The organism is Halorientalis sp. LT38 (genome assembly GCF_037031225.1).
Classification (GTDB): domain Archaea; phylum Halobacteriota; class Halobacteria; order Halobacteriales; family Haloarculaceae; genus Halorientalis; species Halorientalis halophila.
The window spans coordinates 2,837,280-2,862,871 of record NZ_JAYEZN010000001.1; the positions used below are offsets into that span (position 1 = coordinate 2,837,280).

General features: G+C 68.3%; 33 protein-coding genes. 10 read left to right on the plus strand and 23 right to left on the minus strand.

Features of this window, described 5'->3' with window-relative positions; translation table 11 throughout:
• The first annotated feature begins 64 nt into the window (after nt 1-64).
• Both U5918_RS14610 and U5918_RS14615 read left to right on the plus strand, forming a co-directional pair.
• A complete protein-coding gene (locus U5918_RS14610; RefSeq protein ID WP_336002211.1) occupies nt 65-952 on the plus strand; it encodes a GAF domain-containing protein in 888 nt (295 codons plus the stop codon).
• Complete coding sequence (locus U5918_RS14615) at nt 949-1,614, plus strand: DUF7504 family protein (protein WP_336002213.1); 666 nt, start codon at nt 949-951, stop codon at nt 1,612-1,614. The genes U5918_RS14610 and U5918_RS14615 overlap by 4 nt, the downstream gene beginning before the upstream one ends.
• Here U5918_RS14615 and U5918_RS14620 read toward each other — a convergent pair.
• Nucleotides 1,611-2,564: a ferritin family protein gene (locus U5918_RS14620; protein ID WP_336002214.1), complete on the minus strand. Its 954-nt coding sequence runs from the start codon at nt 2,562-2,564 to the stop codon at nt 1,611-1,613. The genes U5918_RS14615 and U5918_RS14620 overlap by 4 nt on opposite strands.
• 157 nt (nt 2,565-2,721) lie before the next feature.
• Between U5918_RS14620 and purS the strand changes: the two genes are divergently transcribed.
• The 4 genes from purS to U5918_RS14640 all read left to right on the plus strand — a co-directional run bounded on the left by purS (nt 2,722) and on the right by U5918_RS14640 (nt 4,954).
• Nucleotides 2,722-2,979 carry a phosphoribosylformylglycinamidine synthase subunit PurS gene (purS, locus tag U5918_RS14625; protein WP_336002215.1) on the plus strand — a complete coding sequence of 86 codons (258 nt, stop codon included), beginning with the start codon at nt 2,722-2,724 and terminating at the stop codon, nt 2,977-2,979.
• Nucleotides 2,976-3,653: a phosphoribosylformylglycinamidine synthase I gene (purQ, locus tag U5918_RS14630; RefSeq protein WP_336002217.1), complete on the plus strand. Its 678-nt coding sequence runs from the start codon at nt 2,976-2,978 to the stop codon at nt 3,651-3,653. Before purS ends, purQ begins: the two co-directional genes overlap by 4 nt.
• Before the next feature lie 90 nt (nt 3,654-3,743).
• The gene (locus U5918_RS14635; RefSeq protein WP_336002218.1) at nt 3,744-4,046 is read left to right on the plus strand and encodes a DUF7967 family protein; all 303 of its coding nucleotides are present in this window, start codon (nt 3,744-3,746) and stop codon (nt 4,044-4,046) included.
• Between the two features lie 269 nt (nt 4,047-4,315).
• Nucleotides 4,316-4,954: a hypothetical protein gene (locus U5918_RS14640; protein ID WP_336002220.1), complete on the plus strand. Its 639-nt coding sequence runs from the start codon at nt 4,316-4,318 to the stop codon at nt 4,952-4,954.
• 1 nt (nt 4,955) lies between these two features.
• On the opposite strand, the gene U5918_RS14645 is transcribed toward U5918_RS14640, so the two are convergent.
• Together U5918_RS14645 and U5918_RS14650 are read right to left on the minus strand one after the other, a co-directional pair.
• Nucleotides 4,956-6,032: an archaeosine biosynthesis radical SAM protein RaSEA gene (locus U5918_RS14645; protein ID WP_336002222.1), complete on the minus strand. Its 1,077-nt coding sequence runs from the start codon at nt 6,030-6,032 to the stop codon at nt 4,956-4,958.
• Between the two features lie 37 nt (nt 6,033-6,069).
• A complete protein-coding gene (locus U5918_RS14650) occupies nt 6,070-6,504 on the minus strand; it encodes a VanZ family protein (protein WP_336002223.1) in 435 nt (144 codons plus the stop codon).
• Nucleotides 6,505-6,670: 166 nt separating this feature from the next.
• On the opposite strand from U5918_RS14650, the gene U5918_RS14655 reads away from it, so the two are divergent.
• Nucleotides 6,671-8,617 (plus strand): aldehyde ferredoxin oxidoreductase family protein, encoded by a 1,947-nt coding sequence (locus tag U5918_RS14655; protein WP_336002224.1) that lies wholly within the window; start codon nt 6,671-6,673, stop codon nt 8,615-8,617.
• Nucleotides 8,618-8,754: 137 nt separating this feature from the next.
• On the opposite strand, the gene U5918_RS14660 is transcribed toward U5918_RS14655, so the two are convergent.
• Nucleotides 8,755-9,324 carry a DoxX family membrane protein gene (locus U5918_RS14660; protein ID WP_336002226.1) on the minus strand — a complete coding sequence of 190 codons (570 nt, stop codon included), beginning with the start codon at nt 9,322-9,324 and terminating at the stop codon, nt 8,755-8,757.
• A 120-nt stretch (nt 9,325-9,444) separates the two neighbouring features.
• Here U5918_RS14660 and U5918_RS14665 point away from each other — a divergent pair, with 120 nt between their 5' ends.
• The gene (locus U5918_RS14665; RefSeq protein WP_336002227.1) at nt 9,445-10,365 is read left to right on the plus strand and encodes an alpha/beta fold hydrolase; all 921 of its coding nucleotides are present in this window, start codon (nt 9,445-9,447) and stop codon (nt 10,363-10,365) included.
• Here the strand turns inward: U5918_RS14665 and U5918_RS14670 are convergent.
• From U5918_RS14670 to U5918_RS14725, 12 genes are all read right to left on the minus strand, one after another.
• Nucleotides 10,362-10,715 (minus strand): DUF8048 family protein, encoded by a 354-nt coding sequence (locus tag U5918_RS14670; RefSeq protein WP_336002228.1) that lies wholly within the window; start codon nt 10,713-10,715, stop codon nt 10,362-10,364. The genes U5918_RS14665 and U5918_RS14670 overlap by 4 nt on opposite strands.
• Nucleotides 10,715-10,990: a MoaD-like domain-containing protein gene (locus U5918_RS14675; RefSeq protein WP_336002230.1), complete on the minus strand. Its 276-nt coding sequence runs from the start codon at nt 10,988-10,990 to the stop codon at nt 10,715-10,717. Before U5918_RS14675 ends, U5918_RS14670 begins: the two co-directional genes overlap by 1 nt.
• On the minus strand, nt 10,990-11,286 hold the full coding sequence (locus U5918_RS14680) for a ubiquitin-like small modifier protein 1 (RefSeq protein ID WP_336002232.1): 297 nt from the start codon (nt 11,284-11,286) through the stop codon (nt 10,990-10,992). Before U5918_RS14680 ends, U5918_RS14675 begins: the two co-directional genes overlap by 1 nt.
• A 41-nt stretch (nt 11,287-11,327) precedes the next feature.
• A complete protein-coding gene (locus U5918_RS14685; RefSeq protein WP_336002234.1) occupies nt 11,328-11,711 on the minus strand; it encodes a DUF7971 family protein in 384 nt (127 codons plus the stop codon).
• A 67-nt stretch (nt 11,712-11,778) separates the two neighbouring features.
• Nucleotides 11,779-13,530 (minus strand): archaeosine synthase subunit alpha, encoded by a 1,752-nt coding sequence (gene arcS, locus U5918_RS14690; RefSeq protein ID WP_336002235.1) that lies wholly within the window; start codon nt 13,528-13,530, stop codon nt 11,779-11,781.
• A 66-nt stretch (nt 13,531-13,596) separates the two neighbouring features.
• A complete protein-coding gene (gene tgtA / locus U5918_RS14695; protein WP_336002237.1) occupies nt 13,597-15,111 on the minus strand; it encodes a tRNA guanosine(15) transglycosylase TgtA in 1,515 nt (504 codons plus the stop codon).
• A gap of 60 nt (nt 15,112-15,171) precedes the next feature.
• Entirely contained in the window at nt 15,172-15,744 is a 573-nt protein-coding gene (locus tag U5918_RS14700; RefSeq protein WP_336002238.1) for an NUDIX hydrolase, read from the minus strand.
• 108 nt (nt 15,745-15,852) lie between these two features.
• Nucleotides 15,853-16,242 carry a cupin domain-containing protein gene (locus U5918_RS14705; RefSeq protein ID WP_336002240.1) on the minus strand — a complete coding sequence of 130 codons (390 nt, stop codon included), beginning with the start codon at nt 16,240-16,242 and terminating at the stop codon, nt 15,853-15,855.
• Nucleotides 16,243-16,315: 73 nt separating this feature from the next.
• Nucleotides 16,316-17,071: an acetoacetate decarboxylase family protein gene (locus tag U5918_RS14710; protein ID WP_336002241.1), complete on the minus strand. Its 756-nt coding sequence runs from the start codon at nt 17,069-17,071 to the stop codon at nt 16,316-16,318.
• A gap of 175 nt (nt 17,072-17,246) precedes the next feature.
• Nucleotides 17,247-17,498, minus strand: coding sequence for a ribbon-helix-helix domain-containing protein (locus tag U5918_RS14715; protein ID WP_336002242.1), 252 nt, complete (start codon nt 17,496-17,498; stop codon nt 17,247-17,249).
• A 52-nt stretch (nt 17,499-17,550) separates the two neighbouring features.
• Nucleotides 17,551-17,982, minus strand: a complete 432-nt coding sequence (gene lwrS, locus U5918_RS14720; RefSeq protein ID WP_336002243.1) for an LWR-salt protein — start codon at nt 17,980-17,982, stop codon at nt 17,551-17,553.
• Nucleotides 17,979-18,257 carry a 4a-hydroxytetrahydrobiopterin dehydratase gene (locus U5918_RS14725; protein ID WP_336002245.1) on the minus strand — a complete coding sequence of 93 codons (279 nt, stop codon included), beginning with the start codon at nt 18,255-18,257 and terminating at the stop codon, nt 17,979-17,981. The genes lwrS and U5918_RS14725 overlap by 4 nt, the downstream gene beginning before the upstream one ends.
• An 85-nt stretch (nt 18,258-18,342) precedes the next feature.
• On the opposite strand from U5918_RS14725, the gene U5918_RS14730 reads away from it, so the two are divergent.
• Entirely contained in the window at nt 18,343-19,536 is a 1,194-nt protein-coding gene (locus tag U5918_RS14730; RefSeq protein ID WP_336002247.1) for an MFS transporter, read from the plus strand.
• A 9-nt stretch (nt 19,537-19,545) separates the two neighbouring features.
• Here U5918_RS14730 and hemA read toward each other — a convergent pair whose 3' ends face one another.
• The 6 genes from hemA to U5918_RS14760 all read right to left on the minus strand — a co-directional run bounded on the left by hemA (nt 19,546) and on the right by U5918_RS14760 (nt 23,705).
• On the minus strand, nt 19,546-20,874 hold the full coding sequence (gene hemA, locus U5918_RS14735) for a glutamyl-tRNA reductase (RefSeq protein ID WP_418771370.1): 1,329 nt from the start codon (nt 20,872-20,874) through the stop codon (nt 19,546-19,548).
• Complete coding sequence (locus U5918_RS14740) at nt 20,874-21,521, minus strand: precorrin-2 dehydrogenase/sirohydrochlorin ferrochelatase family protein (protein WP_336002249.1); 648 nt, start codon at nt 21,519-21,521, stop codon at nt 20,874-20,876. The genes hemA and U5918_RS14740 overlap by 1 nt, the downstream gene beginning before the upstream one ends.
• 133 nt (nt 21,522-21,654) lie before the next feature.
• Complete coding sequence (gene ahbB, locus U5918_RS14745; protein WP_336002250.1) at nt 21,655-22,728, minus strand: siroheme decarboxylase subunit beta; 1,074 nt, start codon at nt 22,726-22,728, stop codon at nt 21,655-21,657.
• 51 nt (nt 22,729-22,779) lie between these two features.
• Nucleotides 22,780-23,193 (minus strand): DUF5778 family protein, encoded by a 414-nt coding sequence (locus U5918_RS14750; RefSeq protein WP_336002252.1) that lies wholly within the window; start codon nt 23,191-23,193, stop codon nt 22,780-22,782.
• A 120-nt stretch (nt 23,194-23,313) separates the two neighbouring features.
• Nucleotides 23,314-23,508, minus strand: coding sequence for a cold-shock protein (locus U5918_RS14755; protein WP_336002253.1), 195 nt, complete (start codon nt 23,506-23,508; stop codon nt 23,314-23,316).
• A gap of 2 nt (nt 23,509-23,510) precedes the next feature.
• Nucleotides 23,511-23,705 carry a cold-shock protein gene (locus U5918_RS14760; protein ID WP_092691914.1) on the minus strand — a complete coding sequence of 65 codons (195 nt, stop codon included), beginning with the start codon at nt 23,703-23,705 and terminating at the stop codon, nt 23,511-23,513.
• 102 nt (nt 23,706-23,807) lie between these two features.
• Here U5918_RS14760 and uppS point away from each other — a divergent pair, with 102 nt between their 5' ends.
• Nucleotides 23,808-24,740, plus strand: coding sequence for a polyprenyl diphosphate synthase (gene uppS, locus U5918_RS14765; RefSeq protein ID WP_336002256.1), 933 nt, complete (start codon nt 23,808-23,810; stop codon nt 24,738-24,740).
• A gap of 34 nt (nt 24,741-24,774) precedes the next feature.
• On the opposite strand, the gene U5918_RS14770 is transcribed toward uppS, so the two are convergent.
• A complete protein-coding gene (locus U5918_RS14770; protein ID WP_336002257.1) occupies nt 24,775-25,383 on the minus strand; it encodes an undecaprenyl diphosphate synthase family protein in 609 nt (202 codons plus the stop codon).
• Nucleotides 25,384-25,592: the final 209 nt, after the last annotated feature.

Consider the following 25,592-nt stretch of genomic DNA (forward strand, 5'->3'; position numbering starts at 1 on the left):
TATCAGGTCCCGACCCCTGCCACAGGCATTTGTACCTGGGGCAGTTACGATCGGTTAGTATCGCATGTCTGTCACGGTGGTGTACGCGGACGGGGACGACGACGACCGCGCGGCGGTTGCCGCCGCGCTCACCGAGGCCGGGATGGACGTCCGGAGCGCGGCGACCCTCGAATCGGCCAGGGAGGTCGTCGCCTCGACCCCGCTCGACTGCGTCGTCACCGCCTACGACCTCCCGGACGGGAACGGGCTGGAGCTGTTCGCCACCGTTCGCGAGACGCGGCCGGACACGCCCTGTATCCTCTTTACCGACGTGCCGACGAGCGACGTCGACACGACGGCCTTCGAGGGCCTCGTTGCGGAGTACCTCCCCAGCGGGACGGACCGCGCCCACCACAGGTTGCGCCGACTGATCGACGAACTCGTCACCCGGCGGAGCCAGGTCGGCTACCCGCTGCCCGACGACGAGGACGCGCGGCTGGCCGCGCTCGAACAGTACGAACTCGAGGACAGCGCAGCCCAGGAGACGCTCGACCGGCTGACCGACCTGGCGCGGCGCCACTTCGAGGTCTACCGCGCGTTCGTCGGCGTCGTCGACGATCACGAGGAGCGCTTTCTCTCCTGCCACGGCCCCGACCTCGATCCGCTCGAACGGGAGCAGACGATGTGCACCCACGCCATCCTCGAACCCGACGTCATGGTCGTCGAGGACACGAACGAGGACCCGCGCTTCGAGCACAACGACGCGCTGGACCGACTGGAGATCCGGGCCTACGCCGGCGCCCCGCTGCGCAGCCCCAGCGGTGCCGCCATCGGGAGTTTCTGTCTGACCCACGACGAACCGCGCCCGTTCTCGGACGACGAGATCGAGTATCTGCGGCTGCTGGCCGACGAGGCGGCCGAACAACTGAACATCAGGCTGCGGCTGCGGGCCGCCACGGAGACGGAATCATGAGCCAGGACGCCAGGGGCGGCTACCGGTTCGACGGCCTGCCGATCGACCCCGTGACGCCGGGGACCAACCTGCTCGTCGCGGGGCCGCCGTTCGCCGGCACCCGGGATGTTGCGCTCCGGATGGCGGCGGCCGGCGAGGCGGCCGGAGAGGGGCTGATCCTCGTGTCCACCGACGACCCGGCCGCGACGCTGATCGACGACTACGCCGACGTCGGCGGGACCTTCGACCGCCGGCGGATGGCCGTCATCGAGTGCATCGAGCCGAGCGAGGGGCCCGAAGACGAGAACGTCCGCACCGTCCGATCGCCCGGAGATCTCACTGGCATCGGGATCGAGTTCTCCTCGCTGTACGAGGGACTGTACGCGGAGGGGATCGAGCGGGTGCGGATCGGCCTGTTCTCCGTCACCACCCTGTTGATGTACGCCGACGAACTGCAACCGGTCTACCGCTTCCTCCACACGATAACCGGCCGGGTCCGCTCGGCCGAGGGGCTCGGCGTCGCGGTCGTCGATCCGACGGCGCAAGACGAGCAGACGGTGAGTTCGGTCGCCCAGACGTTCGACGGGCGCGTCGACGTCCGGCGGACCGACGACGAATACCAGCTCCGGGTCCGGGGACTATCCGATCAGCCGGAGGGCTGGCAACGCTTCGGCACCGACTAGTCCGCGCTCGCGTCGCCGCGGTCTTCTTCGAGCGTCACGAGTTCCTCGACCGGCGGCAGGTCGGCGTCCTCGGTCGTCAGGACGTCGATGCGTCGCCGAACCTTGTCTGTCGCGTACTCGACGAGCGGCGTCGGGTCGACTTCCTCGGTCCGCGTCGCCTCCACCGCTTCGGAGACGAACGGCAGGAGGTCCATCAGCGTGTCCTGCACCACCGCCTCGTCGACGCCCTGCTCGTGGATCAGGCCACGGACCTTGTGCATCCCGAAGCCGACGTGGCGGCCCTCGTCGCTGCGGATGTAGTTGATTCCCTCGACCAGCCCCTCCAGTTCCGGCGTGTCGACGCCGTCGTCGTAGACGTCCGGGCCGTCCTCGCTGAACCGGGCGGAGATGCCGTAGTAGCCCGTCTGTGCCAGCACCGACTCGACCGTCAGGTGGTAGTGACAGTACGCCTTCGCGCGGTTCTCGGGCGTGTCGTCGGTCAGCAGCCGCTCCATCGCTTCCTCGGTCCGGTCGAACAGTTCGACGTAGCCCTCGGGGAAGTAGCGCTGGTCGGTCGGCTGGGTGACCTCGGCGTCCTCGGCCTCGGCGACCGGATTGATGACCTCGCGCCAGTAGCGATCGAAGAACTGCGTGTGCTTTGCCTCCTCGTAGATCTGCGTCGAGAGGAACATCTGGTCGTCGATGTCCTCGAGGACCATCCCCAGCGGCATCAGGTCCTCCGTCACTGCTTCCTCGCCCGCGCCGAAGAGCGCGAGTGTCGTCCGTAGCGCCTCGAAGCCCTCCTCGTCGCCGTCGAACTCGAGCAGTCGCTCGCGGTCCTGTTCCAGCAGTTCCTGGGGAATGTCCTCGTATGGGTCCCAGTGTCGATAGACGGCGTTGCGGAAGTAGCCCCCGGCGAAGGAGTCCGGATCGATGCGCATGTCGCGGCTGGTGTCCCTGATCTGCGTCATGGGTGCTACGTGTCCACACGTCTCTCGGGGTTAACCGTGGCGCCCCAGTGGCGAGGGTCATTTAAACAAACCGACGATGTGGGAGTTGATTAGGGTCGGGGGCCCGGTGCCGGCCGAGATAACAAGCGTTACGTCGGCGGTCGCCCCACTGCCGACAATGACAGCGTACACCGCGACCGTGACGGTCCGGCTGAAACGCGGGGTGCTCGATCCCGAGGCCGAGACGACCCAGCGCCAGCTCGAACGGCTCGGGTTCGACCTCGCGGACCTCCGGTCGGCCGACCAGTTCGAGATCGACGTCGACGCGGCCGACGCCGACGCGGCCGCCGAGCGCGCCGACGAGATGGCCGAGCGCCTGCTCGCCAACCCGACGATCCACGACTACACCGTCGCGGTCGACGAACGGGACGCATGACGGTATCGGTCATCCAGTTCGGCGGCTCCAACTGCGACCGCGACGCCGTCCGGGCGCTCGCGGAGATCGGCGTCGACGCCGAACTCGTCTGGCACGAGGACGGCCTCCCCGCGGACGCCAGCGGCGTCGTCTTCCCCGGCGGGTTCTCCTACGGCGACTACCTCCGCGCCGGCGCGATGGCCGCCCGCTCGCCGATCGTCGAGGAGGTCCGCGAAGTCGCGGAGGAAGGAACGCCGGTCCTCGGCGTCTGCAACGGCGCCCAGATCGGCTCCGAGTCGAGTCTCACTCCTGGCGCGTTCACGACCAACCGGAGCGCTCGCTTCCAGTGCGAGCACGTCCACCTGCGCGTCGAGAACGCCGACACCCCGTGGACCGCCGCCTACGAGGAGGGCGACGTGATCGAACTCCCGATCGCCCACGGCGAGGGCCGCTTCGAGATCGAAGACGACCGTCTCGCGGAACTCGAACGCGAGGACCGCGTCCTCTTTCGCTACTGCGACGCGGACGGCAACGTCACCGACGACGCCAACCCCAACGGCTCGAAGGGCAACGTCGCGGGCGTGCTGGGCACCCGCGACTCCGTGGCCGTGCTGATGCCCCACCCGGAACGCGCCGCGCTGCCCGACATCGGCCCCACGGACGGCCAGGGCGTGCTGCAGGGCTTCGCGGAGTAGGCGAACTCGACCGCTGCAAGTCCGTCGCTCGTTCTCTCCGCTCCGGAATCGGCCCGGGGACTCAAATTCCGTCGACCCCTACCTGTAGCTATGGCGACGACTGACGAGGCCGACGAGGCCGACGAGACGGAGCGCGTCTGGCTGGTCGAACGCACCTACGGCGACGACGAGCAGAACATGATCATCCTGACCTACGCGACGCCGGACGGCCGCCGCGACTACCGGAAGGAGCGCGCCCTCACCAGTTTCACCGGGCCGGGACGCGCCACGTCCGTCTCCCTGGAGATGGAAGCGGCCAATCTGGGAACCGTCGACGACGAGGAGACCCGACAGCGCTACGAAGCGGAAGTCGAGCGGATGCGGGAGACCCACGACCCCGACGACACGCTGTAGTTCTCCAGCCCCATCGTGTCGATCCGACGGCCTCCCTCCGGTCGGCCGCCCGGCTCGCGGCACTCTCACGGGCTTCGCCCGTTCGAGTCGAGGTCGAAGACCTCGCACTCCCCGCTCGCCCGTTCGGAGGGCTCCCGATGGTCGCCCTCCCGCTGCTCACGGCTCACTTCGTTCGCCGCTCGCTCGTTCGGCGATCCTCACTCCGTTCGGATCGCCCGGCCAGCAACCTTATCCCTCGACTCTCCGACACGCGGGTAGGTGACCTACTCGTGTCGAACCTCGTACTGACGGCCGTCCTCCTGCTCGTCGGTATCGCCCTGACCGTCGGTGGCGTGTTCTTCTACCGCACTGGACTCAAACTGTTCGGCTTCCTGCTCGGCGGCGGTGGCGGTTTCTTCGCGGCCAGCACGATGAGTCTGGGCCCGATTCCGACCATCGCGGTGATCCTCCTGCTTGGCTTCGTCGGCCTCGCGATCGCGAACAAGATCTATCTCATCATGCTCGTCGTCCCCGGCGCGGTCACGGGTTTCGGGGCGGCGCTCGCCTACACGGGGACGTCGATGGACCCGCTGACGAACCTGCTGGATCCCGTGATCCTCGCGGGGCCAGTCATCGGCGCGGTCCTCGCAGTCTTGCTCCAGAAGGTCGTCGTCGTGTTCGTCAGCGCGGCCTGGGGGGCAGTCCTGATCTGGGCCGGCCTGGATGCGAGCGCGATCGTCGCCCCGCTCGCCGCCCTCTCGGTGCCGACCCCGCCGACCTGGATCGCCGCCGTGATCGCCGGTGGCGTCGCCGTCCAGATCGTCACCTGGGCGCTGTTGCGACACTACGACGACGACGAACTGAAAGCGAAGGTGAGCGGGCTGTTCGGTCGCGGCTCCGGCGGCGGGCAGCCCGAAGGCGGGATCTGAGCTACCGCGTGAGCGGCTGGTTGTAGCCGGTTTCCCGATCGAGAACGATCTCCCAGGTGCGCTCGCACTCACAGGAGACCTGCTCGAACACGGAGGGATCCTGCCGGAGGTCGAAGTCCTTGATCGCTTTCTGCACCCGATCGTCACATTCCCCGCAGTTGTGGGCGCCGCGGTCGCTGCCGTGGCCGACGGGGTCGGAGACGACGATGACGTCCTCCTCAGCTGTGGACTCCAGCACGTCGGCGACCGACCAGAGCCACGGCGGTCGGTAGCCCCCGTCGTGGTACAGGTCCTCGACCATCGTGTGGCGCTGGACGTTCGTGGGGTTCATCGAGACGGTGTGACAGCCGTCGACGGCGGCGCACTTCCGCACCGAGCGCTTCATGTCCTCGAGCGCTTCCGGTTCCGAGAGGAAGGGCGGCTTCATCAGGAGGTAGGCCTTGATCCCCGCGCCGACGTCCTGCGCGTCGGCGGCGGCGCGCTCGAACTCCGCGAACTCGAAGTACTTGTTCACGCAGTCGCGGCGGACCCGATCGGTCGCGGTCTCCAGCCCCACCGCGACGTCGGTCTCCAGGCCCTGGTCGGTGAAGTCCTCGATCTTCTCGCGCTCGACGAAGTCGGGGAGGGACTCGACGACGATGCGGTCCCGGTCCGCGAAGGTCTCGGCGATGGCCTGCCGGGTTTCTGCAGGGACCTCGCGCTCGTCGAGGAAGGAGCCGGAGGTGTAGATCTTGATGAGGCCGGAGGGGTCGTCGGCGTTCTCCGCTTCGTGTTCCAGACAGACGTCGATCTGGGCCATCAGGTCCTCGTGGGCGACCGAGCCACCCTCGACGGATTCGGCGACGTAGCCGCACATGGTGCAGCCGCCGGCGCGGGCCCACCGGCACCCGCCGGTGTTGAGGATGATCGTCAGCGACTGGTAGACGCCGTCGGGCGTGTTGTCCTCGTCGATCCAGACGCGCGTCGGCTCGCGTGGGTCGTAGGTCTCGTCCTTGCGCGAGCGGATCTCCCGCATCGCCTGGTTGTGGGCGTCCATCCCCTTCCCCTGCTCGTAGACTTCGGGGCTCGGCTGACTCATTGCCCTCCCTACCGGTCCGAAGGGTAAAATCCTCTCGTCACCGATCCGCCCGCGACCCTCGCCACTTATCGAGCGGTCGGAATCGCACGCGGTCGGTCAGTGGTCCCCAGAGTGCGGCGACGACCGACGCGCCGACGGCGTTGGCGACGGCGTCCCCGAAACTGAAGGATCGGTACGGACTCGCGAGCTGGAGGAGTTCGACGCCGAAGCCGAAGGACACCGCGACGGCGAAGGCCAGGGCCGCGATTCGCTCGACGCGACCGTCCACGAGCGCGTAGCCGAGCGCTCCGGTCAGTGTCAGGTAGGCCGCAATGTGCAGGTACTTGTCGAAGCCGATGGGTCCGGGAAACGCGGGTCCGGGACCGCCCGTCGGCGGTCGCGTCACCGACGACCAGACGACGACCGCGGCGACGAGCGCGACCGCCAGCCAGCGCACCCAGCTCGGCAGCAGCGGGACGCGGAGCGACCCCATACCCGTCGGGCGAACCCGGAGTCACCTATGTCTACTCATCGAGACCCAACGCAGTCGTCCGTTGGCCCGTGTCGTACCGGCCGTGGCCGGGTAACTGATTTCGGTTACCAACCCCGAACAACGAATAACACGTTTCGGCCCGTACTCTAGGTTGGTACGTTAATTCATGACAGACCTCGGAGGTTTCCACGACAACGTGGCACGCGTCGATCTGAGTGCGGGGGACGTGCAGTACGAGGGCATCGACGACGAGGACGCACAGAAGTACATCGGTGCGCGCGGCCTCGGCGTCAAGTACGTCTTCGATCAGGGCCCCGAGGTCGACCCCCTCGGGGAGGAGAACCTGCTCGCATTCATGAACGGTCCGCTCACGGGTACCCAGACCACCATGAGCGGCCGGATCGCGATCTGTACGAAGTCGCCGATCGCCGGTCAGGTGACCGACTCCCACCACGGTGGCTGGTCGGGGGCCCGCCTGAAGTGGGCCGGCTTCGACGGCCTGCTGTTCGAGGGCCGGGCTGCGGACCCGGTCTACGCCGTCGTCGAGGACGGTGAAGTAGAACTCCGGGACGCCTCCCACCTCTGGGGGACGGGCGTCCACGAGACTCGCGACACGATCGAAGAGGAGGTCGAGGGGTCCTACGGCAAGAACCTCTCGATCATGGCCATCGGGCAGGCGGGCGAGAACGAGATCAAGTACGCCTGCATCATCAACGAGGACGACCGGGCGTCGGGCCGGGGCGGCACCGGCTGCGTGATGGGCAACAAGAATCTCAAGGCCGTCGTCGTCAAGTCCTCGACGAAGATGCCACAGCCGGAAGACCCGGAGACGTTCAAGAAAGGCCACAAACAGGCCATGCAGGTCATCCGGGAGTCCGAGGTCACGGCGCCCAACGAGGGCGGCCTCTCGATGTACGGCACGAACGTCCTGATGAACGTCACCGAGGAGATGGACGGCCTTCCCACCAAGAACGGCCAGTACTCCTCGACGAAGGCGATGTCCGACGCCGAGGGCGACGGCGAGCGCATCATCGACTCCGAGAAGGTCTCCGGCGAGAACGTCCGGGAGAACATCCTCGTCGACGAGCCGACCTGTCACTCCTGCCCGGTCGCCTGCAAGAAGGAAGTCGAGGTGACGGCGATGCACAAGGGCGAGGAGATGAACGTCCGGATGGAGTCCTACGAGTACGAGTCGGCGTGGGCGCTCGGCCCCAACTCCGGCCACGACGACCGCGACCGGATCGCCGTGATGCTCGACATCTGCAACGACCTCGGGATGGACACCATCGACACCGGCAACACCATCGCCATGGCCATGGAGATGATCGACGAGGGGAAACTCGACCTCGACGACTCCATCGAGTGGGGCGACTCCGACGAGATGATCGACCTCATCGAGCGGATCGGCCACCGCGAGACGGAGTTCGCCGACCACCTCGCCGAGGGCCCGAACCACCTCGCCGAGGAGTTCGACGCCCACGACAACTCCCTGGCCGTCAAGGGCCAGACCATGGCCGCCTACGACCCCCGCTGCATGAAGGGGATGGCCATCGGCTACGCCACCTCGAACCGGGGCGCCTGCCACCTGCGCGGGTACACGCCCGCCGCCGAGATCCTCGGCATCCCGGAGAAGGTCGATCCCTACGACCCCGAGGGGAAAGGTGAGCTCTGCGCCACCTTCCAGAACATGCACGCCATCTCCGACTCGTTCGACATCTGCAAGTTCAACGCCTTCGCGGAGGGCATCGAGGAGTACGTCCTCCAGTACAACGGCATGACCGGCCTGGACGTCAGCGAGGAGGAACTCATGGCGGCCGGCGAGCGCATCTACAACCTCGAGCGCTACTACAACAACCTCGTCGGCTTCGACGGCGCGGACGACGACCTGCCGGGCCGCTTCGTCGAGGGCCACGAGGACGCCATCCCCGCCCAGGGCGCCAGCGAGGGCGAACTCGCCGAACTCGACCAGCTCAAGGCCGAGTACTACGAGGTCCGCGACTGGGTCGACGGCGTCGTCCCCGACGAGAAACTCGACGAACTCGGCATCGACGTCGGCCCCGGCACGGGCGTCTCGATGGGCGACTCCGCTGGTGCGGCTCCCTCGGACGACTAGCACAATTGCACCTTTTTTCGACGGGCGGTCTCGTTCGCGTCAGCGATCGCTCTCCCGTCGAACTCGCTTTCGAAAAAACGGAATTCGCCCCGGTCGCGAACCCCCGACTGCGACCGTGTGATCGCAGTTCCTTCGCTTCAGCCGAGCAGCGCGCGGAGCCACGGGTTCGACTTGACGAACCCCATCTCCTCGATCTTCGCGTCCAGCCCGAGGATCCGACCGGCACCGATGGCGCCCAGGCCGAACAGCAACATGGCATACACGACGTGGTCGTCGATGACCCAGCCGTGGGCCAGCGGCAGTCCCTGGAGCAGGCCGCCCTGCAGGCTGGCTGCCCAGAAGAACATCATCATCACGGCGCCCCAGAAGGCATTCCAGCGGACCAGCGCGCCGAGGATGAGACCGAGCCCGGTCAGCGTCAGCCCCCACATCACGAGTTGGTCGATCAGGGGACTGCCCGCCATCGACCCCCACATCCCCATGAGGGGATTTCCTTCGGGGATCGCGTTGGCGAGGTAGCCGGCAGCGGTCCAGTTGGTCTCGGGATTGCCGTCCAGGTACGTGATCAGCTTCGTAATCCCGCCCTGGAACAGCGTCCAGCCCATCACGACCCGCAGGCCGACCAGGGCGTAGCCGATCCAGTGCTCTGAGTACTCGAATCGTGTTTCACGGCCGAACAGTTCCGTTTCGAGGGTGCGTATTGACATAGTGGCTCGCCTCCACTGAATATATTCGGGACAATCATATATAGACATACGACAGTTCTCGATTACTGATAATTGCTGCCGGTCGATGGGGATTTGTCCCCGGCGCCCCGTGGATGCGTAATGCCCGATCCGCTCGCCGAGGCCGGAGTCGACCTCGAACACGATAACGCCGTCGTCGACGACGTGCGACTCCACACCGTCGCCGCCGGCCCGGAGGACGGCGATCTCGTCCTCTTGCTCCACGGCTTCCCGGAGTTCTGGTACTCCTGGCGGTACCAGATCCCCGCGCTCGCCGAGGCGGGGTATCGCGTCGTCGCGCCCGACCTCCGCGGGTACAACCGCTCGGAGAAACCCCACGGCGTCGACAGCTACGCCATCGAGCACCTCGTCGGCGACGTGGTGGGGCTGATCCGGGCGGAAGGACGAGATACCGCCCACCTCGTCGGCCACGACTGGGGCGGCGCGATCTCGTGGGCCGTCGGGATGGGACGCCCCGACGTCCTCGACAGCCTGACCGTCATGAACGCACCGCACCCGGCGGCGTTCGCGAGGGAGTTCGACCTCCAGCAGTTGAAACGCTCCTGGTACGTCCTGTGGTTCCAGGTCCCCTGGCTCCCCGAACGCCTGCTCACGCTCCGGAACGCCTGGCCTATCGGCGACCTGTTCCGCGACCAGCCCGCGAATCCCGACGCCTTCGACGCCGCGGATATCGAGCGCTACCGCGAGGCCTTCGCCCGGCCGGGAGCCGCCCGCGCCGCGGTCGATTACTACCGGGCCTACGTCCGGGGCATCTGGAAGCCGATGGCGAAGGCCACCCTGCCCGGCCTCCGGCGCTTCGCCGACCCGCCAGGGAACACCGAGATCTCGGTCCCGACGCTGGTGCTGTGGGGAGAACAGGATCCCGCGCTGGGTGTGGACATCTCCCGCGGCCTCGACGAGTGGATTCCGGACCTCCGGGTTCAGCGCTTCCCCGAGGCCAGTCACTGGGTGCAGTGCGACGTCCCCGACCAGGTGACCGAGGAACTGCTCGCGTTTCTCTAACCGAACACGACGCAGTCCCTGATCTCCAGCGCGGTCTCGAACTCGTCGGTCCGATCGAGTTTCCGGCCGTCGCGAGTCAGTTGCTCCTCGTGGGATCGCCGGACGGCGTCGATCTCTCGGGTTCCGAGCTCCAGGCGCTCCCGGATCGTCTCCCAGTGGCCGTCCTCGACGAAGTAGGCCGTTCGGCCGTCGCGTTCGTAGGCTCGTTCGTACTCGCGGGCGTAGGCCTCGCGGCGGGACTCGAGGTCGGTGGCCACGCTGTCGACCAGTTCGGGCAGTCGCTGGGGACCGACGCTGGCTTTCGCCGCGACGAGGACGAGCACGTCCCCCTCGATCGGGTCGCCCGCCATCACCCGCCCGCGCGCATGGCTTTCTGCGAGAACTTCTCGACCAGTTCCTCGACCGCGTCGGCCTCGCCCTCGAAGGCGACCGAGACCTCCGTCAGTTGCATCGACCCGCCGACAGAGACCTTCTCGGCCGACAGCGTGACGGTCCAGTCCTCTCCGGCGACGCGGGCCTCGGCGTCGTCCTCGCGCTCGCCGGCGACGAGTTCGCCCCCGAGGTTCTCGAGGTAGTGGACGGCGAGGCGCTTGGAGATGCCGCGGAAGGCCTTCTCGCGGCGCATCAGCGCACCTCACTCGCGCCGCCCGCGACCGGCGGGAAGACCGAGAGCGAGTCGCCGTCCTCCAGAAGTGTGGCGCCGCCGTCCATGTGGGTCACGTCCCTGCCGTTCTTGAGGATGGAGAGCTGCGGGCGGATCTCGCCGTCCTCGTCGAGGAGCTGGCGCTCCAGGTCCCGGTACTCCGATTCGAGCGTCGAGAGGACCTCGGCGACGGTCGCCCCGTCGTCGAACTCCCGCTCGACGGTCTTCTGCCCGACGGCGGCCCGGTAGGTGGCGAAAAATCGCAGTTCGAGGTGCATACCACCCGTCAGGCGCGGCGCGGGCATAAATCCCCGCCGCGTCAGAGGTCGTTCAGCCGGATGCCGTCCTCGACGACGCGCTGGTTGCGTTCCCGGTCGAGCCTGGCCGCCAGGTCCTCGTGTTCGTACAGCTGCCCGATCAGGTCGGCCATGAGGTTGCGCCAGCAAATGGCGTAGATCGGCGACTGGCCCCAGGCCCGCAGTTCGGGCACGAACGCGTCGTAGGTGTCCATGCGCTCTTCGAACAGTTCGATGGCGTCGAGGACGTAGCCGGCCGCCCCCTCGTCGTCCTCGTCTGTGATCGCGCGGTTGATCCGTCGCTGCCAGCCTTCCACGGCTCGTTTCATGTCCTTCTCGGCCGCGCCCTCGTCCTCCGGCAGCGAGTCGAGGATGGGCTCGGGCACCGCGAGAGTGATCTCGTCCATGGGGCCCGGTAGGCCGGCGCGGCCTAAAGTCTCCCGGGAGGCGGACCGCCCGTCCCGCCTGGCTCCGTCAGCGCTCCTCGACGTGGCGGACCTCGCTGGCGATCCCCCGCGTCGACTGCACCATCTCCGGGCCGCTCATGGCCGCGCGACCGACGCCGAACGCAGACGGGCCCTCGATCACGACCTCGTCGCCCGGTCGGATGTCCTCGCTCGCGTCGACGACGCCCGGGGCGAGGACGCTCCCGTGGGGCACGAACGCGTCGATCTCGACCCGTTTGACCGGCGCCTCGCTCTCGACCCAGCGGCGCCCGCCCGCGAGCGTCAGCGACAGGACGCCGTACTCCGGGACCATCGCGGCCAGTTGCTCGCCGTCGTCGTCGGTCACTCTGAGTTTGGGGTAGCGCGACTCGGTGCGCAACTCCGAAAAGAGGGCGTCGCCCGCTCCGTCTCCGAACTGGTAGTCCGCGATGGCCCGGATCGTATTGTGTTCGCGCTCACGTTTCGGATACGTCAGTTCGCCCTCCAGTTCCGCCGCGAGGTTCGAGAGGGACTCGCTCGTCGTCGGGTGATCCGGGACGGTGAAGACCGGGTCGACGTCGAGGTCCGCAGTCGCGCGCTCGACGATCTCGCGATAGCCCTCCGGCGGGACGTGGGCGATCACCTTCGGGTAGTCGTTGCGCTGGAGATACGCGGAGAGCACGTCGGCGGCGAACTCGATCTCGGTGGCGGTCCACTCGCCGGTCACCACGGAGTCGTAGTGCTGAGCGGGGTAGGTGAGTTCGAGTTCCTGCGGGACGACGCCGATGGGCGAGGTCATCGAGACGGTGTGGGCGCGCCACTGGATCACGTCGTGGTACTGGCCGTGGCTCTGGGACTCGCTGTAGGGCTTCTTGGCCGAGCAGGGCACCAGCACGAGGGGGTTCGAGAACCGGCTGCGATATCTGGTGGTGACGCGCTCGGCGAAGCGCTGGATCTCCACGCGCCTGATGCTGTCGTCGCTCGCGGCCGTGATCTCGTTGCGCCGGACGATCGGCGTCCGCTCCTCCAGATAGCCGTACTGCTGGTCGAGCCGTCGAAAGGTGGCGGTGAGCCACTGCTCGTGGCGGGCCTGCCCCTCGATGTAGTCCCGGAGGGACCCGTCCCGGACCCGGCGGCGGACCCGCGCGAGTTCGGCGGCGAGCGCCCGCTGGTTGTGCTCGGCGCAGTCCTCGCGGTCGAACTCGTCGGCCGGCTGCTGGCAGGCCGGACAGGCACAGGGGAGTTCGTCCAGGTCCTCGAGGAAGTACTCGCCGTCGGTCGCGAGGTAGAATCCCTGCGTGCCCCGCAGGACTGCGCGATCCGCGTCCACGAGGTCGACGCCGGCGTAGACCAGCGTGGCGACGTTCTCGGGGGTCGCGACGCCGGGCAGATAGAGCGCGGTATCGGCGGGCGTGGCCTCGCGGACGGCGAGCACGGCGTCGACGAACGCGGCCGCGTGGCCGACGTAGCCCCGGGCGTTCGCGAGCACGTAGGCGTCCGAGCCGTGATTCGCGGCGGTGTCGGGCGAGACGACGGCGGCGCTCGGGTAGTCCACGTCTGGATAGTCGACGGCGAACGCGTCCTGCACCTCGTCGGGCGTCCCGGCGGGGAGGCCGCGATGAGGGAGTACGGTCAGGGCGGACTCGTCGCCCTCGGGAACCTCGCGGTCCTCGGGCCAGAGACTGCCGGCGTCCCTGACCACCTCGTCGGCCAGGGCGGGCGTCGTGAGCGAATCGGCGAGCCGCAGTTCCCCGAGCCGGGCCGCCCCGTCCCGGTCGTGGACCTCGAAGTAGTCGGTCATGGCACTCCGTCGGGGTGGCGTGGGCAACTATCTTTCCTTCGCGCGAGGGGCGACCCGGCCGACTGCTCAGCTCTCGTCGTCGATCGAGGGCCCCATCTCGTCACCCGGGCCGTCGTCGACCCCGAGTTCGAAGGCGTCGACCCGTTCGGGTAACCGATTTAGCGCCGTGTCCGGCCAGCCGGTGTGGCCCAGCGTGAATTCTGCGTCTGGATTGTCGGCGGCCAGTTGCGCCACGCCCTCGGCCGCCCGTTCGTAGGCCCGGCGATCGAGCCGTGCCGGGACTTCGGCGTTCAGCGGGTACACCTCCGAGAGATCGCGTGGGAACGGTCCGAACGGGGGGACGACCCGCCAGCTCTCGTCGTAGGCCTCGTTCGTGTCGCCCTCGGTCAGGAGCACGTCGCCCTCGACGTCGAGTCGCGAGAGGCGGTCGTGGTGACGCAGGACCTCGGGCCGGGCCGCGCTCTCGCCGGAGAGGTAGAAGAAGGCGTCCTTCGAGGCGGGATCCGTTCGTTCGAGTTGCGCGGCGTGGTCGCCCAGCGCCCGGTAGCCGTCGAGCATCGTCGGGTGGCCCCGAGCACGGGCCTCGACGAGTTCCAGCAGGTTCCCCCGCCGGATCGCCTGCTTGATCCGCCGGATCTCGCCGTAGGTGACGTGGAGGTTGTGCTCGGCGAGGAGGCGCTCGCGCTCGGTGGCGTCACAGCGCTCCAGTTCCTCGGGCGTGTGTGCGGCACAGATCGGACACTCGCAGGGGAAGTAGTCGAGATCTTCGAGGTGTTCGGTCCCTCTGACCGTGAGATAGCGACCGTCGCGGGCGTAGAGCGCGTAGGCGGCGGAGTCGAACAGGTCACAGCCCATCGCGACAGCGAGTGCGAACATCATGGGGTGGCCCGCGCCGAACAGGTGGACCGGCGCGTCGGCGCCGAGGCCGCGCTTGGCCGCCGCGACCAGGTCCACCACGTCGTCGAAGCGGTAGTTGTTCAGCAGGGGCACCATCGCGCCGACCGGGTAGACGTCCAGGTTCGTGGCGTAGGCCTCCCGGGCCGCCGTCTCGCGCAGGTCGGGGTAGGTCGATCCCTGAACCGGGGCGTTGACGAGCATCTCGCCGGTCTCCACGGTCGCGGCGAGTTCGAGGCGTTCCTGCGTCGTCTCGCGCTCCTCGGCCGCCTGCTCGCGGCTCACGTCCGGGGGTGTCGGGATGTCGACCGGCGTCCCGATGTCCGAGCCGACGTCGCGCTGGAACTCGAGGATCTCCCGGGTGTCGACGTCGATCTCGCCGTATTCGGAGAGCTGGAAGGAGCCCGAGTCGGTCATGATGGCCCCGGAGAAGTCGTAGAGGTCGTGCAGGCCATCGGAGAGCGCCTGCTCGCGGGCGTCCTCGGAGCCGTAGAGGATGTAGCCGTTCGTGATGAGGATCTCGGCGCCGAACTCCGATTCCATGCGGGCCGGTTCGATCGTCTTGACGTGCGGGTTGACGACAGGTAACAGCGCCGGCGTCTCGACGGTCACGTCCGCGCGGGGCACCGTCAACTCGCCGATCCGGCCGGCGGCGTCGTAGTCGCGAACCTCGAACCAGTCGCCCATTGGCCCGGGATTTCGGGTGCGCGCGCCTAAGGGTTGCGTTCCGCGGAAACCGCGTCGCCGCTACCCGAACAGCTCGTAGTAACAGACGCCGAAGGCGGTCCGGCCGTCCCGCAACTCGCCCGCTTCGGCCGCCGCGAGCAGGTCCTCGAAGGCCGTCGTCTCGACGCTGATGGACTCGTTGTGATCGAGTTCCCGGTCGCCGGTCGGCTCGCAGCCGGTGGCGACGAAGTAGTGGAAGACGGCGTCGGCCACGCCGTTGGCCGGTTCCATCGTCGTGAGGTGTTCGACCTCGTCGGCGACGTAGCCGGTCTCCTCTTCGAGTTCGCGCCGGGCCGTCGCGGCGAGGTCGGCGTCCTCGCCCTCGACGCCGCCGGCGGGGAACCCGCGGTTGACCCGTTTCACGGCCTGTCGCCACTCGTCGATGACGACCGCGTCGCCGTCGGCGGTGAAGGGAACGATCACGACGCTCTCGCTGTCGGAGAGGTAGTCGAAGTCGCTCTCCGTGCCGTCGGGCAGGCGGACCCGCTCGCGCTGGACGTCGAAGCCCGGGCAGATGTACGCCGTCTCGCCGTACAGCGTCTCCCAGGACAGTGACTCCGCAGGTCCGCCTGCGTGGGTGGGTTCATCGGTCATACCAACGCCAGCAGCCCCGGGCGCAAAAGCACCCGTAAAACACCGGACAATCCGCGTTCCGTTTGTATCCCGGGACAGTTTTCGACGCCCGCGCGCCGTCGCCGACGACTAGGATTCGTTGTCGGTCTCGTCCGGGTCGTACGGTCGCCCGATGTCGAACTTCGGCGCGCCGACGCCGAGCACCCGGACCGGCTCGTCCGCCGATTCCGGGTTGTACGGCCGGAGCGGACTCTCCGGTTCCACCACGAACGTCTCGTCGGGACCGATCACGAACTCCTCCTCTGGCGTCTCGACGTGGAGGTCGCCGGATCGGACGTAGAACAGTTCCTCCCGCTGCTCGTGATAGTGGTAGCTCGTCGCGAGGTCCTCGCCCGGGGCGAGCTCGTAGACCGCCGCCGCTAGCTGGGCGAGTTCGGCCGCCTCCGCCAGTGACCGACGGTCGCAGGGGTGATCTGGCGACGGTTCGAGGTCCGCCGGATCGAGGTGATGATAGCCCATGGGACAACGGCGTCTCGCCAGTCCAAGTGCCTTCCGTCCGCGTCCGGTCTGCCCCATCTACACCCCAGACTGCTCAGACCGAGCCGACGCGCTCGCCGGCCCCGATGACGAACTCGCCTTCGAAGGAAAGTCTCGCGAGCGCTCGCGATCCCAGGTCGAGTTCCCGGAGGCGGTCGGCGCGGGGGTGAGACCCGAGGCTGACGTCGACCTGCCCCGAGTACGGCCACGCGCCGAGTTTCCCGGACAGCGTCAGCGGCTCCCGGAGTAGCTGGCCGTCCTTGACCGTGTAGGATACCGATTCCTGCGTCCGGTCCACCTTCGGCGTGCCCTCGACGTCCAGAGTGATCACTTCCTCGCCGTCCGCGGTGACGGTCGTCCGCCGGCCGGCCACGTGGTCGTCGTGCGTGATCTCCGCGACCGCCTTCGGGTAGCCCCAGATGTCGACCCCCAGCGCTTTCGCCGACTCGGTCGTCACCGGGAGATACCAGACGTACCCCGATGCGCCGTTCCTGAGCAGCGAGGCGAAGGGCCACGACCGCTCCCCGCTCTCGACGGCCGGGAGCATGACGCTGAACTCGTCGTAGGGCGCCATCGCGTGGTCGCCGATCCGGTGGTACTCGACGGCCAGGAAGGTGACCGCCGCCCGCTGCGGCGTGGCCCGAATGGGCTCGAGCCCATCCGGCAGCAACTCCGCGACGGCCGCCCGGTTGGCCGAGAACATCGCGCCGAAGACCGTCGCCTCGGTCGACAGCGGCACCGAGACCTCCTCGCCCGTCGACAGCGTGACCGATTCCCGCACCGCCCCCGTTGACTGTGGCGTCGTCCCCATGTCCGTGGGTGACTCCGCCCGCCCGGAAATTCCTGTCGCCCGTCCTGCCCGGTTCGGTGGTCGCGGTTAGACCGCTCGCAGTATCGAGACTCTCGCTTCGCTCGAGTCTCGCTGCTCACGGCTCACTGCGCTCGCCGTTCGCATGTTTCGAGGCTCTCACTTCGTTCGAGCCTCGCTACCCCTCGTCTACACCGACATCCACACCGACGTCGACGTCCACGTCGCTCAGCCCGTCCGTGAATCCGCCGAGTCCGCCACCGCCGCTCTCGCTCTCCTCGCCGACGGCGTCGACCCACGCCAGGAGCGCGGCCTGGACCGCTTCCTCCCGGGAGCCGTGCCCGCGGGCCTGCCCCGCCTCGTCGACCGCGGCCAGCAGCCGCGTCGGCACGTCCAGTTCCACCTCGACCGTATCGTCGTACTCGCCCATAGTTACACGTTTAGACGAACGGAACAAAGTAGCACCGAAATCGGTCCCGGGGTCACTCGTCGCCGCTGACCACGCGGATCGAGGATCCCAGATACTTCGACCGAACCTCGGAGACACCGTCTGCGTTGAACAGGTCGAGATCCGCCGCGATCGCACGGTCCAGGGCCTCGAGGTAGGCTTCGTCGGCACGGAGTTCCCGGAAGTCGACCGACAGCACCGTCACGCCGAGGGCGTCCTCGGTCAACTCGCGGAAGTACGCGGGGTCGTTCAGTTCCCCGCGCCAGCAGTTATCGCGGAAGAACAACCAGCCGTCCTCTCCGGGCGGGTCGGCCGCGCGATAGAGCTTCGTCTCGAACTCCGTAGGCTCGGCCCGCAAGTCTGCGGGTTCGGGATCGAGGCGGAACCGACAGCCGAGGACGTACTCGGCCTCCCCCGCCGAATACTCCCTGTCTTCGTCCCCGCCGTCGCTCTCGCCGGGCGTCACTCGTAGACGTCGTCGAACCGATCTGCGAGGCCGATGTCCTTCTCGGTGATGCCGCCCTCGTCGTGGGTGGTCAGCCGGACCTCGACCTCGCCCCAGGTGATCGTGATCTCGGGGTGGTGCCAGGCGTCCTCGGCGATGCCGCCGATGCCCGCCGCGAAGCCGACGCCGGGGAGGTACGAGTCGAACTCGTAGGTGCGGACGATCTCGTCGCCCTCGCGGTCCCAGTCGTCGGGGAGCTGTGCCTCGATCTCCTCGTCGGAGAGCAGGTCTGCCATGTTCGTACGGTCGGGCGCCGTGGTCAAAAAATCCGGGTCCGTCGCGGTCCGAAATTCCTTCCGTCACCGAGGTTCAAGCCGACCTGTGAGGATCCGCTCGGCCCGCTTCGCCCTGGCCACCGTCGTGTTCGCCGTCTTGCTGGCCCAGGTGTTGCTCTATCCCGGGATCGACACGCTCGTCGCGGCGCTGGGCGCCGAGACCGCCCTCAACGCCAGCATGTGGTTCCTGGCCACCGAGTTCGCTGCGTTCGTGCTGTTCGCCGGCGTGTGGGGCGCCCTCAGCGACGCCGCGGGCCGCCGGGTCCCGTTCATCGTCGCGGGCGCGCTCGCCGGCGCTGTGGGCTACGTCCTGCTCGCCGTGCTCCCGCAGGCCCTCCGGCTCCCGTTCGTAGCGGTCCTCGGACTGCGCGCGCTCCAGGGCGCCGCGACCATCGGCGCCTTCTCCCTCTCGATCACGATGCTGATGGATCTCGACGGGGGCCACGGCCGGAACATGGGCGCGGCGGGCATCGCCATCGGCGGCGGAACCGCGCTGGGCGCGCCGCTGGGCGGACAACTCTACGAACTCGATCCCTTCGCGCCGCTGTTCGCCGCCGCGGCCCTGCTGGTCGTCGTCGGGGCGCTGGCCGCGCTGGTCGAGGACCGCGCACCGAGCGACCGTGGAGGCCGCCTCGGAGCCGTCCGCGACACGATCAGGGGGACCCCCGAGATCGTGGTCCCCTGCGCCTTCGGTTTCGTCGACCGCCTGACTGCGGGCTTTTTCGCCCTCGTAGGAACCCTGTACTTCAGGCAAGCGTTCGCGCTGTCGCCCGGCCAGACCGGGCTGATGCTCGCGCTGTTTTTCGCCCCGTTCGCGCTCTTCCAGTACCCCTTCGGCGTGCTCTCGGATCGGATCGGTCGGACGATTCCGGTGCTGGCGGGGTCGACGCTTTACGGGCTGGCCGTGATCGGCGTCGGCTTCGCGCCGACGGTACTCATGGCGGGTGCGGCGATGGTCGGCGTCGGCGTCATCGGCGCGCTGATGGCGCCCGCGACGATGGCGCTCGTGACCGACCTGGCGCCCGACGCAGAGCGCGGCGTCGCGATGGCCGCGTTCAACGCCTTCGGGAGCCTCGGCTTCCTGGCCGGCGTGCTCGTCGGCGGCACCGTCGCCGACGAAGTCGGCTATCTCGCCGCCTTCCTCACCGTCGGCGGGCTGGAGGTCGCGGTCGCGACGCTCGCGATCCCGGCCTTCCTGCGGCTGGGGCTCACCGATCTGGATTCACGTGTGCCGGAGTGAGAAGTCGCGTCAGTCGTCGAGCTGGTTCTGGACCGCCTGGGACATCTGGGCGCGCACGTCCTCGGGGATCTCGTCGGCGTCCATGCTGGAGACGAACTCGGGGACGCCCGACCCGAACTCGGGGTCGAACAGCTGGAGGGCGGTGTTGATGGTCGTCCAGTCGTCCTCCTCCGCGGCGTCGCGCAGGCTCTGGGTCGGCGGGGCGAGCAACTGCCCGACCAGGGCATCGGCCATCGATTCGACGACCTGGCGTTCTTCGTCGTCCAGGTCCAGTTTCTCGAGGGCGGTCGACACCTCGCGGGCCTTCATCCGCTCTGCGCTCTCGTACATGCCCGCGATGACCTGATCGGCCCGCTTGCGCTTGTACTGGGTGAGCAGGTGCTCGAACTCCTCGTCGACCATCCCCTCGACGACCTCGGCGGCTGCCTCACGCTGCTTGCGCGAGGCCGTCGTCACCGACTCCAGGGCGTCCATGTCCTGCACGGTGACGTCGTCGGCCTCGTCGGCCGCCGGCGGGACGTCCCGGGGCTGCGCGAGGTCGATCACGAAGGTGTCCCCCGCGCGGTCGAGTTCGTCGACGCCGACCACGTGCTCGGGACTGCCGGTCGCCGTGATGACCAGATCCGCGCGCTCGATGGCCGTCGTGACGCCGTTGAGCCCCAGCGCCTCGCCGTCCACGTCCAGCCGTTCCACGAGGTGCTCGGCGTGGGGAACGGTCCGATTCGCCACGAGGACCTCCTCGACCGTCCCGTCGAGGGCCTTCGCGACGAGCGACCCCATCTCGCCGGCGCCGACGACCAGCGCCGTCGCCGATTCGAGGTCGCGCTCCCGGTCCGCGAGGTTGACGGCGGCGCTGCCCAGCGACACCGTCCCCTCGTTGATCGCCGTCTCCGTCCGGGCGCGCTCGCCGGTGTGGATGGCCTTCGTCACGCCGTTTTCCAGCACCGGCCCGATCGCACCCACGCCGCGGGCGTCCTCGTAGGCGTCTCTGATCTGTCCGAGAATCTGGTCCTCGCCGAGCACGAGCGACTCGAGGCCCGCCGCCACCCGCAGGAGGTGGCGCAGGCTCTCTTCGTGCCCCATCTCGACGACCGCGTCGTCGGCCACGTCCGCCCGGTAGCGCTCGAGGGCCGCCCGGCCCACCGAGCGCTCGGCGGTCACGACGTAGGCCTCCGCGCGGTTGCACGTCTGGAGGACGTAGGCCTCCTCGACGCCCGAGCGCGAGAGCAGCGACTCGACGGCCCGGCGCTGGGACTCTGTACAGGCCGCTTCGATGTCGTCGACGCTCGCGGTCCCGTGCGCCACGCTGACGCCAGAGATCACGCCGGCTCCGTGTATCACTCTCGATCACCCGCCACGTCGGCAATCACGTCCTCTGCCACTTGCCGTGCTTTGGTCCTGCCACTATCTAAATGCTTCCAAACGTCCCCGGATCGCACGACCGCCCGAATCGCGTCCCGCCGCACCGCCGGTTCCATCCCCTCGTCTTGTAGTGCCGCCCGCAACTCCCCCGACAGCGCCGCCATCTCGCCGCTGCCCTCGATCTCGGCTTCGATCCGCTGGCGGAGATACCGGCTCAGCGCCGGACTCGTCCCGCCCGTCGAGACCGCGACCGTCACCGGCCCGTCCCGGACCGTCGCCGGCACGACCACGCTCCCCGGGTCGCGCTCGCCGTGTTCGTCCGTCCGGTTGACCAGCGCGCCCGCGTCCCGGGCGGCCCGGTCGATCGCCGCGTTCAGGTCGCCGTCGTCCGTCGCGGCCACCACCAGCGCCGGCTCCGCGTCGGCGATCCAGTCCGCGACGTCGTCGGCGTCCGGCGTCGCCCTGATTCGCTCCGCTCCGCCGAAGTCCGCGTCCGAAAAGGAAGGACTGACCACGAGCACCTCGGCTTCGCGAGCGAATCGTCTGGCTTTCCGTGCGCCGACAGAGCCGCCACCGAAGACCAGCACCGTCGCGCCCGAAAAGTCGTGCAGCAGCGGAATCATATGCCACCTTTTTCATCGTCGGGGTGGGGCCGCCCGGGCGGACCACCCCCCGACAAAACAGGGGGGCAAAGCCGGGGGGGGGGGGGGGGGGCGCCCGGGTGCTGTGCTTGGTGACCGTGACGACTCCCTACCATCAGTCGTCGGCTTCCTCCGGGCTCGCGGTATTGGCCGCCGCGCGCTCGTCGATCCGGATACCGGTCTTCTTGAGGATCCGGGTCGAGAACAGCGTGTCCCAGTCGTCGTCGGTCACGTCCCAGAACTCGGCCATCCGGTCCCGGACCTGCGCGACGCGGCGCTCGCTCTCTTCCTCGGTCCGGCCGTGGGTCATCGCGAAGAAGTTGTACGGCCAGACGCCCTCGTGGCGGGGCCGCTCGTAACAGTGCGTGACGAAGTCGAGCGACGCGATCGCCGGGCCGACCTCGTCGACGACCTCGTCGGGCACGTCCCAGACGGTCATGCCGTTCTCGGTGTACCCCAGCGCGTAGTGGTTGGGGATCACGCCGACACGGCGGACCTTCCCCTCCGCGTCGAACCGTTTGATCGTCGAAAGCACCCAGTCGACGTCCTCGTCGAGCGCGTCGGCCACGTCCCGATAGGGCGTCGGCGAGATCGGCAACCCGTCCTGAATCTCCAGGACGAGATCGAGTTCCCGCGGTGTCAGGGACGAACGCTCGGTCGGGGTGACCTCGGGCCCGAGAGCCGAGAGGTCGACGTCGCCCTCGGGAATCGGGCCGTCGAGGAGGAACTTCGCCTCGACGCGGAACTCCTGCTGTTTGGGGAGATTGTACGTCTCCTGTCCCGTATCCGCCTCGATCGCCGCGAGCACGTCCGCGACCGCGTCGGCGTCCGCGACGCTGACGACGAACCACATGTTGAGGTGGGGGTGTTCGCGCTCGTAGTTGTGCGCCACCGCGTCGTAGTCGTTGACCAGGTCGGCGACCTCGTCGAAGCGGTCCTCGGGCGCGTGCATGGCCACCAGCGTGGCCGCACCACCGATCTCTTCGGCGTTGATCAGCGCGCCGAACCGGGTCAGGACGCCGTCCTCGTCCAGGTCCCGGACGTGCGCGAACAGTTCGTCCGCGTCGACCTCGACGCCGCGGTCCCGGAGCGCGTCGGCCGCCGGCTCGAAGGGTCGCTCCACGACGGGGAACCCGCCCTGGAAGGCGTTGACGATCGCCCGGTCGACCCGCGCGAGATCCTCGCTCATACCCGGTTCTCGGGACCGGGCGGGGATAAATCCGCGCTTGTCGGCCCGCGATCAGGCCGGCTCTTCCACGCTCTCCACGGTGTATCCGTCCTCGCGAACGGCTGCGACGAGGGAGTCCTGATCGGCGTCGGCCTCGTAGTAGAAGACGATCTTGAACCGCTCCTCGCGGAGGAGCTGCTGGCACTCCCAGACGAACTCGTCGCCGTCGAGGGTGAGTCCCTGGTGCTGGTTCAGGCCGAAGTCGGGGTCGTCGTTGCCGGAGTAGACGTAGGTGTCCTTCGGGTCGACGCCAGCGTGTTCCGCGATGTGCTCGCCGATCTCGATCGTCGTCTCGTGGAGCGACGCCTCGTCGTCGCTGCCCAGTTCGGTGTGGACGATCAGCCCCGCGAGTTCGATCTCGCCGGGTTCGAGCAGCGCCTCGGCCCGCTGGTACAGGTCGGGATCGATCGGGTCCTGCGCGTTCATTACTCGATCCTGGTCCGCGCTGCCCCATACCTCTCACGGTCTCCGGCGGCTTTCCGGCGCGGCCGCTCTCCCAGGTCGCGTTTCGGGGCCAGCGGCCCCGCACGGTACCGCGGGTTCACCTTACAGGCGGGTGAGGTTCTCGGCGCGCGGGCCCTTGTCGGCCTGCACGATGTCGAACTCCACTTCCTGCCCCTCTTCGAGGTCCGGGCCGCCGACGTCTTCCATGTGGAAGAAGACGTCTTCGTCCGCGTCCTCGGTGTCGATGAAGCCGTACCCGCCCGTGTCGTTGAAGAAGTCGACTGTTCCCGTCGCCATGGTTACAGTCGCTCCAGGTTCTCCGCGCGGGGGCCTTTGTCGGCCTGGACGATGTCGAACTCGACTTCCTGACCTTCCTCTAGGTCCGGGCCGCCGACGTCTTCCATGTGGAAGAACACGTCTTCGTCCGCGTCTTCTGTGTCGATGAATCCGTAACCGCCAGTGTCGTTGAAGAAATCAACCGTACCGGTCGCCATTGCACCTACGTAGAGGACGTCACCGTATTAAAAGCCTGCGGGTCACCCCCTCGAAGGCCCCCAGGGACAAGATTCTTATCACGGGCGAAGAACATTTATATAATGCTCTCGTGGGTGCGCCAGCAGGCTCTTTCGGGGTACGAACGGCTGTTGCGGTGGGAGCTGTCGGGGACGCCGGACCACGTCGCGGTGATCCAGGACGGGAACCGCCGGTACGCCCGCAAGGAGGGCGAGAAGACGACCGACGGCCACCGGGCGGGCGCCCAGACCACCGAGGCGCTGCTCAACTGGTGTGACGAACTCGGCGTGCAGGAGCTGACGCTCTATACCTTCTCGACGGAGAACTTCGACCGCCCGGTGAACCAGCGCGAGGCCCTCTTCGACCTCATCGAGGAGAAGCTCTACGAGTTCGCCGACGCCGACCGCGTCCACGAGGGCGAGGTCAAGATCCGCGCCATCGGCGAGACGCAGGACCTCCCCGGTCGGGTTCGAACCGCCGCACAGTACGCCGAGGGGCGAACCCGCGAGTACGACAGCCTCCAGCTGAACATCGCGCTGGCCTACGGCGGCCGCGCGGAACTGCTCGGGGCCGCCCGCGACGTGGCCCGCGACGTGGCCTACGGCGACCTCGAGCCGGCCGCCATCGACGTCGAGACGATCGAGCGCCGCCTCTACGAGGGGCCCTCCCGGGACGTGGACCTCATCATCCGGACCGGCGGCGACGAGCGCACGAGCAACTTCCTGCCCTGGCACGCCAACGGCAACGAGGCCGCCGTCTTCTTCTGTACGCCCTACTGGCCCGAGTTCCGGAAGGTCGACTTCCTCCGTGCCATCCGCACCTACGAGTCACGCGAGGAGTCCTGGCGGACCGCTCGGGCGAAGCGCGCGCTCGCACTGGTTCGTGCCATGGGGAGCGCCGAACTCGACGAAGCCCGGTCGATCCTCCGCCGGTTCCGCGACACCCTCCCCAGCCGCGAACGGAAACGCCTGGAGGAAGAGGAGATCGACCCCGAACCGGACCCCGCGGCGGACTGAGAACTGGTTCGGCCTCTGCGATTCCTCCCTACGGTCACTCTCCGAACCTGCGCTGCCGATCCTGAAAGTCCCGGATCGCCCGGAGGTAGTCCCGTTTCCGGAAGTCCCGCCAGTTCACGTCGGTGAAGTACAGTTCCGAGTAGACCGACTGCCAGATCATGAAATCGGAGAGCCGTTCGGCCCCGGTCTTGATCACGAGGTCGGGATCGGTCGGGAAGACCAGCCGGTCCTCGATGTCGGCCTCGTCGATCTGGCCCGGATTGAGGGCGCCGGCTTCGACCTCGTCGGCGACGCCCTGGACGGCGGCGGCGAACTCGTGTTTCCCGCCGAGGCCGATGCTCACCTGGATCGGGGCGTCGGCCCGGCGGTCGTCGTCGGGGCCCCGGACGGCCATCTCCCGCGGCGCGTCGACGTCTTCGAGCGCGCGGCGGAGGGTCGGCACCGCGGCCTCGTCGAGGACGCTGACGTAGATCATGATCCGCTCGGCGCCGTACTCGACGGCCCAGTCGAAGAAGGCCTCCAGGGTCTCGTAGGCGCCCTGCTCCAGGAGGTCCCGCTCCGTGATGACGACGGCGACGTTGTCGGGCGTCGCCTCCTCGGCCCACTGGGTGCGGACCGCGAGGTACTGGTCGTAGATGCCCACGCACGGAGTTCCACACGGGCCGCTATCAATGTCACGGCTCCAAGAGATCGAGCGTGGGCCGTCTCGGAGCGGGGCGGAACCAGCATCCGGCGGCCTCTGGCCGCCGGTTCTCGCGCCCGAGCGAAGCGAGGGCGCGCCTTTTTTGGTCCAGATTTTTTGGCCGCGAGGGAGCGGAGCTCCCTCGGCCCGTGCGAACGGGCGGCGAAGCC